This is a genomic window from Schinkia azotoformans LMG 9581, from assembly GCF_000307855.1.
Classification (GTDB): Bacteria; Bacillota; Bacilli; order Bacillales; family Bacillaceae_J; genus Schinkia; species Schinkia azotoformans.
This window is the reverse complement of the sequence record NZ_AJLR01000034.1, coordinates 53,692-68,465: the sequence shown is the minus strand read 5'-3', so window position 1 is coordinate 68,465 and position 14,774 is coordinate 53,692. Positions and strand designations below refer to the sequence as shown.

At 35.4% G+C, this 14,774-nt stretch carries 17 protein-coding genes and 1 other annotated feature; of the genes, 12 read left to right on the top strand and 5 right to left on the bottom strand.

Features of this window, described 5'->3' with window-relative positions:
- The first annotated feature begins 635 nt into the window (after window positions 1-635).
- The 5 genes from BAZO_RS02540 to BAZO_RS02520 all read left to right on the top strand — a co-directional run bounded on the left by BAZO_RS02540 (window position 636) and on the right by BAZO_RS02520 (window position 5,951).
- Window positions 636-920 (top strand): YciI family protein, encoded by a 285-nt coding sequence (locus BAZO_RS02540; protein WP_003329677.1) that lies wholly within the window; start codon window positions 636-638, stop codon window positions 918-920.
- Between the two features lie 144 nt (window positions 921-1,064).
- Window positions 1,065-1,424 (top strand): MmcQ/YjbR family DNA-binding protein, encoded by a 360-nt coding sequence (locus BAZO_RS02535; RefSeq protein WP_003329676.1) that lies wholly within the window; start codon window positions 1,065-1,067, stop codon window positions 1,422-1,424.
- An 84-nt stretch (window positions 1,425-1,508) separates the two neighbouring features.
- Window positions 1,509-1,753 (top strand) — a binding site (T-box leader).
- Between the two features lie 70 nt (window positions 1,754-1,823).
- Window positions 1,824-3,527: a 2-isopropylmalate synthase gene (locus BAZO_RS02530; protein WP_003329675.1), complete on the top strand. Its 1,704-nt coding sequence runs from the start codon at window positions 1,824-1,826 to the stop codon at window positions 3,525-3,527.
- Between the two features lie 263 nt (window positions 3,528-3,790).
- Window positions 3,791-5,101, top strand: coding sequence for a globin-coupled sensor protein (locus BAZO_RS22550; protein ID WP_003329674.1), 1,311 nt, complete (start codon window positions 3,791-3,793; stop codon window positions 5,099-5,101).
- A gap of 253 nt (window positions 5,102-5,354) precedes the next feature.
- Window positions 5,355-5,951, top strand: a complete 597-nt coding sequence (locus BAZO_RS02520) for a cell wall hydrolase (protein ID WP_003329673.1) — start codon at window positions 5,355-5,357, stop codon at window positions 5,949-5,951.
- Window positions 5,952-6,121: 170 nt separating this feature from the next.
- Here the strand turns inward: BAZO_RS02520 and BAZO_RS02515 are convergent, their stop codons facing one another.
- Both BAZO_RS02515 and BAZO_RS02510 read right to left on the bottom strand, forming a co-directional pair.
- Complete coding sequence (locus BAZO_RS02515) at window positions 6,122-6,742, bottom strand: hypothetical protein (protein WP_003329672.1); 621 nt, start codon at window positions 6,740-6,742, stop codon at window positions 6,122-6,124.
- Window positions 6,743-6,895: 153 nt separating this feature from the next.
- Window positions 6,896-7,357 (bottom strand): hypothetical protein, encoded by a 462-nt coding sequence (locus tag BAZO_RS02510; protein WP_003329670.1) that lies wholly within the window; start codon window positions 7,355-7,357, stop codon window positions 6,896-6,898.
- 184 nt (window positions 7,358-7,541) lie between these two features.
- On the opposite strand from BAZO_RS02510, the gene BAZO_RS02505 reads away from it, so the two are divergent.
- The 5 genes from BAZO_RS02505 to BAZO_RS22635 all read left to right on the top strand — a co-directional run bounded on the left by BAZO_RS02505 (window position 7,542) and on the right by BAZO_RS22635 (window position 10,920).
- Window positions 7,542-8,267 (top strand): nucleotidyltransferase family protein, encoded by a 726-nt coding sequence (locus BAZO_RS02505; protein ID WP_003329669.1) that lies wholly within the window; start codon window positions 7,542-7,544, stop codon window positions 8,265-8,267.
- 155 nt (window positions 8,268-8,422) lie between these two features.
- Window positions 8,423-9,862, top strand: a complete 1,440-nt coding sequence (locus BAZO_RS02500) for an NAD(P)/FAD-dependent oxidoreductase (protein WP_003329668.1) — start codon at window positions 8,423-8,425, stop codon at window positions 9,860-9,862.
- A gap of 139 nt (window positions 9,863-10,001) precedes the next feature.
- Window positions 10,002-10,499, top strand: coding sequence for a ribonuclease E activity regulator RraA (gene rraA, locus BAZO_RS02495; RefSeq protein ID WP_003329667.1), 498 nt, complete (start codon window positions 10,002-10,004; stop codon window positions 10,497-10,499).
- 85 nt (window positions 10,500-10,584) lie between these two features.
- Window positions 10,585-10,737, top strand: a complete 153-nt coding sequence (locus BAZO_RS22190) for a hypothetical protein (protein WP_157382042.1) — start codon at window positions 10,585-10,587, stop codon at window positions 10,735-10,737.
- A gap of 42 nt (window positions 10,738-10,779) precedes the next feature.
- Window positions 10,780-10,920 carry a hypothetical protein gene (locus BAZO_RS22635; RefSeq protein WP_003329666.1) on the top strand — a complete coding sequence of 47 codons (141 nt, stop codon included), beginning with the start codon at window positions 10,780-10,782 and terminating at the stop codon, window positions 10,918-10,920.
- Between the two features lie 141 nt (window positions 10,921-11,061).
- Here BAZO_RS22635 and BAZO_RS22545 read toward each other — a convergent pair whose 3' ends face one another.
- Window positions 11,062-11,202, bottom strand: a complete 141-nt coding sequence (locus BAZO_RS22545; RefSeq protein WP_162137830.1) for a hypothetical protein — start codon at window positions 11,200-11,202, stop codon at window positions 11,062-11,064.
- A gap of 146 nt (window positions 11,203-11,348) precedes the next feature.
- A complete protein-coding gene (gene metA / locus BAZO_RS02490; protein WP_003329665.1) occupies window positions 11,349-12,257 on the bottom strand; it encodes a homoserine O-acetyltransferase MetA in 909 nt (302 codons plus the stop codon).
- 131 nt (window positions 12,258-12,388) lie between these two features.
- Between metA and BAZO_RS02485 the strand changes: the two genes are divergently transcribed.
- On the top strand, window positions 12,389-12,916 hold the full coding sequence (locus tag BAZO_RS02485; protein ID WP_003329664.1) for a hypothetical protein: 528 nt from the start codon (window positions 12,389-12,391) through the stop codon (window positions 12,914-12,916).
- 14 nt (window positions 12,917-12,930) lie between these two features.
- Window positions 12,931-14,274 carry a DEAD/DEAH box helicase gene (locus BAZO_RS02480; protein ID WP_003329663.1) on the top strand — a complete coding sequence of 448 codons (1,344 nt, stop codon included), beginning with the start codon at window positions 12,931-12,933 and terminating at the stop codon, window positions 14,272-14,274.
- Window positions 14,275-14,315: 41 nt separating this feature from the next.
- Here the strand turns inward: BAZO_RS02480 and BAZO_RS02475 are convergent, their stop codons facing one another.
- Entirely contained in the window at window positions 14,316-14,564 is a 249-nt protein-coding gene (locus tag BAZO_RS02475) for a hypothetical protein (protein ID WP_003329662.1), read from the bottom strand.
- Window positions 14,565-14,774 lie beyond the last annotated feature (210 nt).

The window sequence follows — 14,774 nt, the reverse complement described above, 5'->3', positions numbered from 1 at the left end:
AAATCTAATGCACATTAGCCCAATATAGCGACAAAAGAGCACGGGCAACCGCTCTCAATAATGGATATTCATTCACACTATTAAATAAATTAGAAATCAGGTAGAACCAATTACTAAAAAAGATAACCGACCTGACTACCGGTATAATTAGCCAAAATAATTTAAAATTCTCTAACGGGTGCTTGAGCTGAACAAGAGGACGGCAGCCTATTTCTTGTTCCATTAACGGGGGTTGATTGTTCAATAACCTTTATAGGGGGAGTTTTTATAATTAAATCTTTAAAAGGACAACTAATATTATCAGTATTTAATGCGGGATTATTGGCGCAAAAATACATTCAAACGAATAAGTATTTAGGTTTAATATCAGTAATAATACTGTTAATTACCTTGGTTAATCTATCGAATAGCGATTGGAAGATAGGAGTTTTAGGGATTATCCTTGGGCTTTTGTTAGCAGTAAAAGCTCCAAAAAGTGTCTGGAAATATGTTGCTTATGTGATTTTGAAATTTTGTACCCTTTTAGTGCTATTTTTGGTAGCTATGGGTATTTTGATGGCAGGTCTTATGGAAATTTTAATTTACTGAAATTTATGATAATATGAAATTAATTAAGTAGGAAGGGGAATAATTGGATGAAAATTGTAGGATTATATACTAGAGGAAAATCATGGATAGAGGGTAAACCACATACTGAACAAGGTTTAGTTCCTCATCGTGACTATTTAGTCGAACATTTTGGAGATAGTATTATTGCAATTGGACCATTCATGAATCATACTGGGGGATTATTTATTTTTGAGGCTGAAAGTATAGAGAAGATAGAGGACATTATTTTTAATGATCCAGCTATATTAGAAGAAAAGTTCGAGGTAAAACTCTACCCATGGGAGCCGCTAATCGGAATTTTTAATCAGTAGATTGAATACGCTTACATTAAATTTAAAATCGGGCAATTCTTTCCCAATAATAACCATGAGAAGGACTTTCCGGTTTTTATCATGTCGAAATGCTGACTTTTCTGGTAATGGATAAGATAGATTTTTTTATAAGGAGCCTTTTTAATGGAAAAAGAAAAACTGCAATCATTTTGCATGACCTTGTCTGGTACAACTCATGATTACCAGGTAGACTGGCAAGCAGATCGTTATCATGTTGGAGGGAAGATGTTTGCAATGATAGGCGGAGATTCTGAAGGGAAGCCTATTATAACTTTAAAATGCGAACCTAAACGTGCTGAAGAGTTAAGAGAAACCTATAAAGGCATTATCCCTGGCTATTATATGAATAAAACACACTGGAACTCTATTTATTTTGATTCAAATCTTTCCACTGATTTAATAGAAAATTTAATTCAGCATTCATATAATTTAATTTTTGAAAAATTAACCAAAAAGGTTCAAAAAGAAATTCGTATGGAGTAGTTATTAAGTTTTACACCTCTATTTTCAGTGAATTTAGTATTGACAACTCGAGTTTATCGATATATTATCTTATTTAATTAAATAATAACAGTAAAGATTGGAAATAGTAAAAGGATTTATAAATTTGTCAGAGAGCCGATGGTTGGTGAGAATCGGTAGTTGTAGCCTTTGAACTCATCCATGAGCTACTCCCTGAACATAATCAGTAGGGGATGTCGGTTTTCTACCGTTATGAAGATAGGTGGTGATTGCCACCGAAAATGAGTGGGTTAATTATTATGATGATTAATCAATTAGAGTGGTACCGCGAGCAATGCCTCGTCTCTATATTTTATTAGAGACGGGGCTTTTTTTATTTTAAATAAACGAACCATTATAAATGAAAAGGCGGGAGTCAGGATGAAAAATATTGAAAAGTATTCTAGAGGTTACTTTATGCCCCCAGCGAAAAGTTCGAAATGGACAGAGAAGGAGTATATTGCGGAAGCGCCTACATGGTGTAGTGTGGATCTTCGTGATGGAAATCAGGCTTTAGTTATCCCTATGAGTCTAGAGGAGAAATTAGAGTATTTTCAAATGCTTTTACAAGTCGGATTTAAGGAAATAGAAGTGGGATTTCCGGCTGCATCGGAAACAGAATATGCCTTTTTACGTACTTTAATTGAAGAAAATTTGATTCCGGATGATGTGACAATTCAAGTTTTAACACAGTCAAGAGAACATATTATCGAAAAAACATTTGAAGCATTACAGGGTGCAAATAGAGCTGTGGTGCATTTGTACAATTCCACATCTGTGGCACAGCGCGAGCAAGTATTTAGAAAATCTAAGGAAGAAATTATTGGTATTGCTGTTGCTGGAGCAAAAATGCTTAAGAAATATGCAGCTGAAACTGAAGGGAATTTCCAATTTCAGTATTCCCCAGAAAGCTTCACAGGAACAGAAATGGAGTTTGCACTTGAAATTTGCAACAAGGTACTTGATATTTGGCAGCCGACAGCTGATAACAAGGTAATTATCAACCTTCCAGCTACGGTATCAATGTCCATGCCTCACGTTTATGCAAGTCAAATTGAGTATATGAGTGACAATCTGAGCTATCGTGATCATGTAATCCTATCCCTTCATCCACACAATGACAGAGGAACTGGGGTGGCAGATGCCGAGCTAGGAATGCTGGCTGGAGCGCAAAGAGTTGAAGGAACATTATTTGGAAATGGGGAAAGAACAGGGAACGTGGACATCGTAACGCTTGCACTAAACATGTTTTCACATGGGGTGGATCCAAAGCTGAATTTTGAAAATATCCCTGCCATTATTTCCAAATATGAAAAATTAACAAGAATGAAGGTTCACGAACGACACCCATATGGCGGTGAACTTGTCTTTACTGCATTTTCAGGCTCCCATCAAGATGCTATTGCCAAAGGCATGAAATGGCGTGAGGAAGAAGAACGAGAGTATTGGACTGTTCCTTATCTATTAATTGATCCGATGGATATTGGAAGAGAATATGAAGGAGATATCATCCGAATTAACAGTCAATCCGGCAAGGGAGGAATCGGTTACATCCTTCAGCAAAAGTATGGAATCGATCTACCAACTGAAATGCGTGAGAGCTTTGGATACAGTGTGAAAAATGTTTCGGATCAATTACACAAGGAGTTAATGCCGAATGAAATCTATGATATTTTCATGAATGAATATGTGAATATTAACACCCCTGTCGAATTTATTCGTTACAAAGACACTCAAAATGGTCAGTACGAAACAATTGTATCGATCAAGACAAATAATGAAGAACATGAATTAGCTGGTGTGGGAAATGGAAGATTTGATGCTATCAGCAACGCGATTCAAACACAACTGGGAATTGATTTTACTGATTTGATCTATAGGCAGCACGCGCTGGAAGTGGGTTCAGGCTCAAAAGCTGTATCTTATGTAGGAATTACTGCAAAGAATGGTGCTGTATATTGGGGCTGCGGAATTGACACTGATATTATGATTTCCTCGGTAAAAGCTTTGTTTAGTGCCGTTAACAAAATAATATCTAGCTTAAACCTTCCTGTTGAAAAAGAATTAAACTACTCCAAAAAATAAAACAACAAGTAGATACGAAATAGATAATGTAACATTCATTAAATCGTCTAAAAGACGATTTTTTGTTTTTTGTGTAAATGCGATAAAGTTAAAAATTTTTTAAACCAAATTGAGTTTGAAATTGTCAAATAGATGTAGGCCAGTTAGTAATTATGTACTTTTTTATGCCTTCATGAATTATTAGTGGAAGTTGGTATCAAAATGAAATAAAATATATTATAGAAACCAATTTTACAATTTACGTTACGATAGGAGTTTTCAATGTGGCCTTTTACAATATATTAGTTAAATCAAAATCTGCTAATAAAACAGAGTGGATTCAAAATGCAGACAAACTTCCTGCTAAACTTTCAATTTCTGATCATAATATTTGCAATCAGGCCCTAGCATTAGGGCTTACTTTGGAAGAAATTAAAATTGGAAAATCGATTCAAGGTGTAATTAAAGAGTCTTCTCTACATATTGCTAATGAGTATTATCAGTCTATGTGCAATATACCTGAATTTAAGACGGTCGTCCTTACCTATTCAAATAAGGAAAAATGGGTACAAGCACATGCCAATGTAATTGTAAAAATGTTCGATGGTCATTATGATGATGCCTACATTGAATTTCTTCAACAATTGGCAAGGAATCACCACGGAATTGGTGTGTTGCCCAAGTGGTATATAGCTAGCTTTCAAATTTTATTTCAAAATATACAGAGCTGTATCTCTTCTGAAATTTCAACAGTGGATGAATTCCTAGTTCTTTCAAATGCTATTTCAAAAATATTAAATTTTCATCAACAGGTAATTATTGAGGAATTAGAAAAAATAGATCTTGAAACGCGAGAGGAAGAATTCCAGAAAGTAAAAGAGGAATTAAAAGATAAGATATTTGAAACTAGTGAAAATCTAGTCGCTTTAACGGAAGAAACTAGCGCAAGTGTTGAGGATTTAATTCAAAAAAGCAACAACGTAAGTGTAGAAGGGCAGCATACGGCAGAAAAATCAAAAACTACTCAATTGCTCGCAGAAAAAGGACAAGAGCAATTAAATTCATTGGAGGAACAAATTCAGTCCGTATACAAAAGTACAATAATTATGAAAGAATCCGTCGAGTTACTTAACCAATTAACTTCACAAATTCGTGAGGTAGTTGGAATTGTAGAGGAAATTTCAAGCCAAACAAACTTACTTGCCCTTAATGCAGCTATCGAAGCCGCACGTGCGGGCGAGCATGGAAAAGGGTTTTCTGTTGTCGCAAATGAGGTTAGGAAGCTTTCGGAACAAACGCATTATTCAGTTGATTCAATCAAACAGTTTACTGAGCAAATTACTGAACAAAAAGACAATGTTATTTCAAGTTTATATGAGGTTGAACAGCTCACAGTAGATGGTCAACAGAAATCTGCGATGACAAGGGAAGCTTTTGATCGCATTGTGAAAGCTGCAAACGAAAATCTCGAATCTGTTCAGAAATCTAAAACCGATATGGAAAATTTAATTTTAATTATTAATGAGATTGGATCAGCCACACAAAAAATCGTTACATCTACAGAACAATTAAATGAAGCAGCACAATTAGCTTAGAAGTGTTTATTTCAGAGGGCAAAGGACATAATAAATGGATAAATTATAATAACAGACCATAAATAGCTAAATTATGTTAATTATCACCAATGGAAAAGTGGTAATTTTCACCTTATGAATTCATGGAAATCACTAATATAGCAAGGGTTCTGCTTTTTAATTGATTATATTCCATAATTTGGATGCCCATTTCCCCTTTTTTATTTGTTAACCTACTTGTGTCCCAAAAAAACATCTAGGAGGTTAACTAAATATGAAAATGTTAAAAAAGGTAATGGTGGTAGCAACTCTTTCATTATCATTATTTGGGTTAAACTCCCAAACTGATGCAGCTACAACAACCCATTTAGTTAAGAGCGGAGAAACATACTGGACAATTGCTCAAAAATACGGATTATCTGTCAATTATCTAAAAAGTATTAATAATAAATCTAGTAACGCATTATATTCTGGTCAAAAATTAGTATTACCGCGTACATCAATTACTGCGGCTGATAAAGAACTTATGGCAAGACTTGTATCGGCAGAGGCAAAAGGTGAGCCGTATGCTGGTAAAGTAGCTGTGGCAACTGTAATTCTAAATAGGGTGGATAGCGTAGAATTTCCAAATTCCGTTAAAGGAGTAGTCTACCAAAATGTAAATGGGCATTATGCTTTCACACCAGTTCAAAATGGCACTATAAATCAAGCAGCTGATGCAGGGTCAAAAAAAGCTGTAGAAGAAGCGCTTACGCTTAGAGGCAAAGGAAACGGTTCTTTATATTTTTATAATCCGAAGACTTCTACAAGCAGATGGGTTGATTCACGTGAAGCAACAGTATGGATTGGCAAACATAAATTTGCTAGATAAAATATCATTAATTAATAAGCAGAAATTTGACCTAGGGATTTTTTTCCTAGGTTTTTAGTATCAATTTTGGTCCAATGTCCTACTATGTTTATTTTATTACATTAATATTTTAACCTTCGAGGGCAGTCTTGTAATTCTTACAAAAGACTGCCCAAATGTGTTACATTTCTTTATGACTGTTCATCGTGCCACTCGATTTCTTTTATAATAATATCAGATCTCGGCCCAAAGCCTTCTGCATAATCCTCTGGGAAATAGTAATAAATAGCATAATCGTCGTTGCTGTGTTTGAAAAAGGCTACGTGTCCAATCATTCCTTCTTTATTGAGGGAGAATTCTTTATCAGTGAAATCAAAAGCTTTGACCTCTACCTTTCCAAGAGTGAACCCGTTATCTTGAAGGTTCTTTATTACTTCTTCTTCGGTTTGGCCGGTGATTTTTAACGTTGCATCCTTATTTTCAGTTCCACCGAAGTTTGCGAATACATTAAATATTTCAGGGTTCGATTCGACGATCATATCATCAGGTACATAGGTTGAAAAACCTAACTCCTTATGATGATATAGCTTTACAATCTTATCCTCTGGCATGCCCTCAAGCATCATTTCCACTGTTTTCTGCTCTGCTAAATCAGGCAACGGCTGTTCTGAATTTTCTTTTTCACCTTTATTTTCGGTTTGTTCGGTATTCCCCTCGTTAGCCTTATCGTTTTTTTTGTCATCCTTGTTATTACAGCCAACCAAGCCTATAATTAGAGTAGTTAAAAGGACAAAATAGAATATTTTTTTCATAAGATCCTCCTTAATATTAAAAATTCCACTATTATTATATTTTCCAATATCTATCTTTTTTAGGCATCTTAATGCTGTTTCAATCAAAAGGTGCTATAATATAAAAAAGGCTGTCAAGAAGAATGGACTCTTTTTGACAACCTAAAATTTAATTTAATACCTTGCTTCTTTATTTCTAAGAGCAAAAATTATAAAAGCACTAGCGACGCCTCCAGTAATAACATTAATAATCGTCAACATGGTTCCACTTTCTGAGTATTTTTCAAATAACCAATAGTAGACTACGATCCAGAATATTCCGATTAATATTGCAACAATATTGCCAATTACGGGGATCAAATTAAGAACAATTGCTCCAAGACAAATAATCAGAAGCTTGATTCCACCACTACTTCCAACAGTAAACCACTTTAGTCTCTCGTCAATTAGTTCACCAACGATGTAGGCATTACCAATAGGAATGAACGCAAGCCATTCATTATTGATATTTGCCCGCTTAGCCATAGAGTATAAACCGATTGCACCAAAAATGTAGGCAATGAAGAAAAAGATGAGCAAAATAAATAGTGTTCCAAAACCAACCGCTAATAAACTGGCAATCTCATAATCAGTCATTTGGCAGCCCTCCAACTTATTAGGATGGAAAAAAAGTGAATCTCTATATTATAGATATAATAACTTGAATTATGATTAAAATTTCATTATTTTGGTGACAAATAAAGGAATAACAATACTTCAACATACATACACATGGTAATTGTAGGTGTTTGCTGTGTGATTAATTCGTGAAGGCGTGATCATGATGAAAGGGGTTATTATTGCCGGAGGAAGAGGAAGTAGGTTACGTCCGTTAACAAATGAAATGCCCAAACCAATGATTCCTATTCTAGACAAACCAGTAATGGAATATTGTATTGAGCAGCTTAAAGAGCATGGCATTACAGAGATCGCAGTAACCGTACAATATTTATCTAATAAAATTATGGATTATTTTGGTGATGGGCGAAAATATGATGTAAATCTTACTTATTTCGAGGAAAGAAGACCTTTGGGAACGGCAGGAAGTATTAAAAATGCTGAAGAATTTTTAGATGAATCTTTTGTTGTTATTTACGGAGATATTATTTCGAATTTTAATTTAACAAAAGGGATGCAATTTCATCGTTCAAAGAATTCTCTTGTTACGATTTTTATGACAGATGTTCAAAATCCAATGGATTATGGAATTATTAGGACGAATGAAACAGGCAAAGTAACCCGATTTTTAGAAAAACCAGCACGGCCTGAAATTTTCACAAATCAAATCAACACTGGCATTTATATTATGGAACCGGAAATACTTCATTATATAAAAAAAGGGGAAACCTTTGATTTTAGTTTAGATCTTTTCCCGATGTTATTGAAAAAAGATTGCCCAATATTCGGATTTAAAACAAATGGATATTGGTCTGATGTTGGAAACATGGCTAAATACGAAAAAACAGTCCATGATCTTATTGATGGATCAATTATAATATCTGGTTAATTGAAGGAATACACATAGTTGAATAAAAAAACGAACATTTTAATGATGGCTTATTAAAATGTTCGTTTTTTGTTTGACTAGATTTTAATATTTTGATATATTATGTAAGGATTGTTTGAAAAGCATATGATTGATGAACAATGGGGGTAATTTTTATGCAAAACAATTATGATGTAATCGTTGTGGGCGCTGGTCCTGCAGGAATTTTTGCTTGTTATGAATTAACTTTGAAAATGCCAAACGCAAATGTTTTACTAATAGATAAAGGTCATGATATTTATAGCAGACGCTGTCCAATTTTAGAAAAAAAGATTCAGTTATGTCCACCTGCAGCTGGCCGAAAAGATTATGCAGGTTGTCTGCCAGCTTGCTCGATAACAAACGGTTTTGGCGGAGCTGGCGCCTATTCGGATGGCAAATTTAATATTACGAGTGAATTTGGCGGTTGGATGACTGACTACCTACCACCATCTGAAGTTGTAGAACTAATCAAATATGTAGATGAAATTAATTTAAGCCATGGTGCGACGGAATCTATTACAGACCCATTAACTCCAGCTGTAAAAGAAATTGAACGCCGCGGCTATGCGGCTGGTTTAAAACTTTTGCGTGCACAAGTACGCCACTTAGGAACAGAGCAAAATCTTGAAATTATGCAAAGTATTTATGAATATTTGAAAACTAAAATTGAAATGCGCTATAAATCAGAGGTAGCGGACATTATAACTGAAAAAATGGATGGCCGTCATAAGGTAACTGGAATCGAGTTAAAGGATGGCGAAGTTTTACATGCTAAAAAAGTTGTCATTGTTCCTGGTCGTGACGGCTCAGCATGGTTAACAAAAATCTTAAAGAAACGTCGCGTTACGATGTTTAACAATCAAGTAGACATCGGTGTACGTGTAGAAACTTCAGATATTGTAATGGAAGAAATTAATAAGAATCTTTATGAAGGAAAATTTGTTTTTAATACATCTGTTGGGACAACAGTTAGAACCTTCTGCAGCAACCCTTCCGGACATGTTGTAGTGGAAAATCATTCTGGGATCATGCTGGCAAATGGACATGCTTATAAAGATCCGAAGCGAGGCAGCCGAAATACGAACTTTGCTTTGTTAGTCTCTCATAAATTCTCTGAGCCGTTTAACAAGCCGACTGAATATGCACATGAAGTTTCTACACTTGCTAATCAGTTGTCAGGTGGTGGAATTATCGTTCAAAAGTATGGAGACATACTAAAAGGTCGCCGTTCAACAGAAAAACGGATTAAAGAAGGATTTATTGAACCAACCTTGAAAGAGGCTGTTCCTGGAGACTTAGGGTTGGTATTACCTTACAATACAATGAAAAGTTTAGTAGAAATGACTGAAGCATTGAATCATGTTACACCAGGTATCGCTTCAGAACATACATTGTTCTATGGTGTTGAAGCTAAGTTCTACTCAGCAAGACCAAACTTAAATGATAAGTTTGAATCTGAAATTTCCGGATTGTATTTAGGTGGAGATGGTGCTGGGGTAACACGTGGCTTGGCTCAGGCTAGTGCATGCGGTGTTTGGATTGCTAGAGATATAGTAAGTACAATAAATGAATAGTTAAATAGATTCGGAAGTTAAGAAGGCGGGCAGCAAGGTAGCTGTTGCCTTCTTTTTAATTTTAAAATTTACTATTAACAAAAAATTCGAAAAAGTAGTATAATAAGATGGACAAAAGTGGGAAATGGGGGGCTTTCATTTGAAAGCAGTACAAACGTTAAAAACAGCAGATTTATGTGATCATTATTCAGATAGCATTTCAATCTGCCAGGTAGAATTTAAATCCTATGGTGCTAAGAAACAGTTTTCAGGCCCAATACAAACCGTTGAGGTTTTCGAAGACAATGTATTAGTTCGCCAAATGTTAGAAACTATACCGGAAGGCTCTGTCCTTGTTGTAAATGGCGGTGCATCAAGAAATTGTGCTCTAGTGGGGGATATGTTGGCACAAATCGCAGTTGACCGAAAAATCGCGGGAATCATCGTAAATGGTGTCATTCGTGACAGTGGGGAAATTGCGGGGATGAATATTGGAGTATTTGCGATTGGAACGATGCCATTAAAAAGCAAAAAAGAAGGCAAAGGGAAAACAAATGTTGTAACAAAGTTTGGTAGTATTACATGGACACCCGATGAATATGTGTATGCCGATGAAGATGGGGTAATTGTATCACCCAAGCTGTTAACTTTACCTTAATATAAAAATAAGTAAAAAATAAAAAGCAAACGATTGTAGTTTAGAACTATTCGTTTGCTTTTTATGACATGGAGGGCTTTGGTTTATGGGGCGTCGAATCGAGAAGCAGGCGGAACATTTAATCATCCAGCAAAGGGATAGAGAGGTAACTACAAAAATAAGGGAATTTTTTAATCAAAAGCAAAAGGATTTGGATGAAAAGCTAGTACATAAAAAATGGTATCAGTTTTGGAAGTAGGTCGATAAAATTTGGTATAGTAATATTAAGGGGGAGATTAAATTGAAAGAATTAGTTGGAGAATGTCAAGAATGTAAAAAAGAAATTTTCTGTTTAAATGGGTTTTTTAATGGGATTGTCAAAGAAGACGGAACAATTACATGTTTTGAATGTGAGGAAAAAAAGGAGAAAAATGAAGTATAAGTTTAGAAAGTTTATCTTTTCACAAATAAGGGCTGACCGTAAAGTGTCATCAAACCACATTAGGTGCAAAATTTACTGTATTTGCAATGTGGAGTTGGACACTTTTCGGTCAGCCTCTTGTTTTTCATTCATTATTAATTTTTAATCACTTTCACTAGCTAATTGTTCGATTAAGCCGTTTATGAAACTAACGTCATTTGTAATTAATAGAGCTGGGAGAAGTGCTAGAACTGCTAGTACCATGAAATTCGGAATTATTACAAGCTTCAACAATTTTGTCAAAGAAACCACTTCCTTTTCCCTTTTTTTCATGATACCAAATACTCGTCCTAATTTCAAGAATTTTCAGATATATTAGGTAAAAATATTATAATTTTCTTATAAAAAAAGTCAGCGCAATTCATTTGCGCTGACACTGAATGGTAAGCTTACTCCCAAATATATGGTGTTTCTTGGTATACGTAATAATTTAGCCAATTTGTATAGAATAGGTTTCCATGGGCACGCCATCTGTTTAATGGCTCCTCATTTGGATCATCATTCGGAAAATAATTGACTGGAATTTCAATATCTAAGCCCTTGTTTTTATCGCGAAGATACTCGTCTCTAAGTGTTGTAGCCTCATATTCCGGATGTCCTGTAATAAAGAATTGTTTACGGTCTTTAGATGCGACGAGACAAACACCTGCTTCATTTGAATAAGAAAGAATTTCAAGATTTGAATTTTTTTCAATATCCTCTTTTTTGACATCTGTATGCCTTGAATGCGGGACAAGATATACTTCATCAAAGCCGCGAAGAATTCTCGATTTTCTATGAAATGTTTTATGTTCGAATACACCGAACATTTTTTTCTCTAAAGGATATTTAGGAATACCAAAATGATAGTATAACCCTGCTTGGGCACCCCAGCATATATGGAGGGTTGAAGTTACATTGGTTTTTGTCCATTCCATAATTTCTTTTATTTCATCCCAATAGGTAACATCTTCAAACTCCAATAGTTCAATCGGAGCCCCTGTAATAATCATGCCATCAAATTTGCGGCCTTTGATTTCATCGAAAGTACGATAGAAATTTTCCAAGTGCTCCTGCTTTGTATTTTTTGATTGATGTGTTTGCGGATGCATTAGTGTAATATTGACTTGTAATGGTGAGTTACTAAGTACGCGAAGAAGGTGTTCTTCCGTTTTTTCCTTTAAAGGCATTAAATTTAAGATTACTATATTTAAAGCGCGGATATCCTGTTGATATGCACGTTCTTCATCCATTACAAATATATTTTCACTTTCAAGTATTTCTTTAGCGGGTAAATCCTTTGGAATGTTAATAGGCACTTTCAATCACTTCCTTTTCTACCTGATTTATTAATTATAAGAACATTAGAAAAATTGTTCAATGAAAAAGTTCGTAATATATGCGAATTTTGTTAAAATGGGGAAAGAAAACTTGGGGAGCGAGGGATATTATGTTTGATCCTACCATTTTTGACAATTTAAAGGTTGTTGCAGAAGGAGCCCTTTATGACCTTGATCTAGAAGAGGAAATCTTAATTACAAATCGCAGGGATCAAATCGATCTTGCGAAGCTTTCCCGCGACTATGCCGTGACTTTTAGAAAAATGGATAAAACGGATAATTCGGTTCATGGAGAGCTCCGAATAAACGCAGGTGTCTATGATTTATCAGCAGAAATCTTGGAAAAAGAAGACAAATCGATTGGCTGCCATATTGAAGCTGTCTTTTTAATGACTGTAATAGATCCGAAAAAGGATTGTGAAGTGATTCAGTCGGCATTGTTGGAAATTTGGGGTGATCGTCCTTTAATAATCCAAGAAATCTCATACAATTATGACCCTTCCCATTCTGTGAAATTGAAAAATACAATCATTTTGAAATTTGATCGAAAAATAGGGGAAGCACAAGTTGACGATTTACCAATAATGGTGGAGTATATGATTGAGTCGATTGACTTCTTAAATGAACTAATGCTATAAAAGGGGCAAACACAATGGAACTATTAAACACAATGAAGCCTTTCCTAAAAGAAGCGTGGCAAAAGGCTGGATTTGAACAACCAACAGCAATACAACAAAAGGCGATTCCAAGTATTTCAGAAGGGGTGGACATTGTTGCCGAATCACCGACTGGAACAGGAAAAACATTGGCATACTTGCTTCCAATATTACATAATATCGATCCGGATAAAAGAGAAATTCAAGCTGTTATTTTGTCACCAACAAGAGAACTGGCGATGCAAATTCATCAAGTTATTCAGAACTTTACTTTGAATAGTGGAATCGTAAGTGGAGCGTTTATTGGTGGAGTTGACCTTAAACGACAAATCGACCGCTTGAAGAAAAATCCAATGATTATCGTTGGTACTCCGGGAAGAATTAATGAGCTAATTGATAAGAAAAAAATGAAAATGCATGAAGTGAAAACAGTTGTTGTCGATGAAGTGGATCAAATGGTTGCTCAGAAGTTGACTTACGATGTAAAAATGGTGATTCAATCTACATTAAGAGATCGTCAAGTTCTATTTTTCTCGGCCACTATTTCGGATGTAGTACAGGATTTTGCCAAAAAGGTGATGAATGCTCCAACATTTATTCAAGTTGAACGTGAGCGGAATAATGCTGTCGACCATATTTATTTTGTAAGTGAGCGCAGGGATAAGGTTGAAGTGCTAAGAAGAATTTATCGAATGGACGAAAGTATGAAGGCGCTCATTTTTATTAATGATTCTTTTCATATCGACGAATTAGCGGCGAAATTTAAATATAAAAAGATTCCAATTGGAGTTTTACATAGTGCTGCTAATAAAAAAGAACGAGCCGCAGCGATTCAACAATTCCGCAGCGGAAAACTGACTCTCCTTTTAGCAACAGACATTGCCGCTAGAGGGATGGATATTCAGGGCTTGACCCATGTCATCCATTTGGACATGCCTGAAAAAATTGAGCAATATATCCATCGCTCAGGCCGTACAGGACGGATGGGGGCACAAGGTACCGTGATCTCTTTAGTTACACCAACTGAAGAGAAGACATTACTAAAGTACGGTAAAGAATTAGGTGTTGCGATGACGAAAAAAGAACTTTATGGCGGTGAAATCGTTGATGACCGCCCAAATGTAAGAAAAAGTGATGATAGGGAGCGGGTTACAAAACGAGCGCCAAGACCTGAGCACCGGCAAAATAAAGATGGTGATGGCAAGAAAAAATCGTACAGTGTCGGGGAAAGTAAACGAGCCGTAATTAAAGGTGGTGCAGCTCCCCAAAAAGGCGGAACCAATCAAGCACCAAACGGTAGTAATCATGCTACCCCACGTAAAAAAGATAGAAAACGATAAAGAAAAAACGATGAACTCGTTTTGCGATCCCCGCAACGAGTTCATTTTTTTATAAGTACATATTGAATCTCTGTTTGTGAGATCATGGTTGTATTTATCATCGTATAACCGATGCTTAAAAACCGTGAAAGTGTCTCTGTACACGTGGGGTGGGTTGGCTCAACCGGAGCTTCAAGACTAGTGTTGATTCCAAGAAATTGATTTGTATATGGATTGCACCTGAGAATTACAACATGATGCCCCCGCCAAGCCGTTCCGATCATTGTTGGATGTGGTTGAGGTCTGTACATATGAAAATAACTCCCTTCTTATTGAGTAAAATGGAAAGTGGATAATATAATCAATAAATCGGCTAATATTTTACTAAATCCGGATAATTTCTTGATCAAACCCGATAATATAACAGTATTTCTACAGTATATGGATCCACTTCACTAATAGTTGAATGATTTTGCTAAAAAATGATAAGATTTCATTATATATAAGTCTTTGTAAATAAC

Excerpts from the sequence above, each read along its gene's own strand:
- BAZO_RS02540 (WP_003329677.1), top strand. The coding sequence starts at position 636 with ATGAAAATTGTAGGATTATATACTAGAGGAAAATCATGGATAGAGGGT.
- BAZO_RS02535 (WP_003329676.1), top strand. The coding sequence starts at position 1,065 with ATGGAAAAAGAAAAACTGCAATCATTTTGCATGACCTTGTCTGGTACA.
- BAZO_RS02530 (WP_003329675.1), top strand. The coding sequence starts at position 1,824 with ATGAAAAATATTGAAAAGTATTCTAGAGGTTACTTTATGCCCCCAGCG.
- BAZO_RS02520 (WP_003329673.1), top strand. The coding sequence starts at position 5,355 with ATGAAAATGTTAAAAAAGGTAATGGTGGTAGCAACTCTTTCATTATCA.
- BAZO_RS02515 (WP_003329672.1), bottom strand. The coding sequence starts at position 6,742 with ATGAAAAAAATATTCTATTTTGTCCTTTTAACTACTCTAATTATAGGC.
- BAZO_RS02510 (WP_003329670.1), bottom strand. The coding sequence starts at position 7,357 with ATGACTGATTATGAGATTGCCAGTTTATTAGCGGTTGGTTTTGGAACA.
- BAZO_RS02505 (WP_003329669.1), top strand. The coding sequence starts at position 7,542 with ATGATGAAAGGGGTTATTATTGCCGGAGGAAGAGGAAGTAGGTTACGT.
- BAZO_RS02500 (WP_003329668.1), top strand. The coding sequence starts at position 8,423 with ATGCAAAACAATTATGATGTAATCGTTGTGGGCGCTGGTCCTGCAGGA.
- BAZO_RS22190 (WP_157382042.1), top strand. The coding sequence starts at position 10,585 with ATGGGGCGTCGAATCGAGAAGCAGGCGGAACATTTAATCATCCAGCAA.
- BAZO_RS02485 (WP_003329664.1), top strand. The coding sequence starts at position 12,389 with ATGTTTGATCCTACCATTTTTGACAATTTAAAGGTTGTTGCAGAAGGA.
- BAZO_RS02480 (WP_003329663.1), top strand. The coding sequence starts at position 12,931 with ATGGAACTATTAAACACAATGAAGCCTTTCCTAAAAGAAGCGTGGCAA.
- BAZO_RS02475 (WP_003329662.1), bottom strand. The coding sequence starts at position 14,564 with ATGTACAGACCTCAACCACATCCAACAATGATCGGAACGGCTTGGCGG.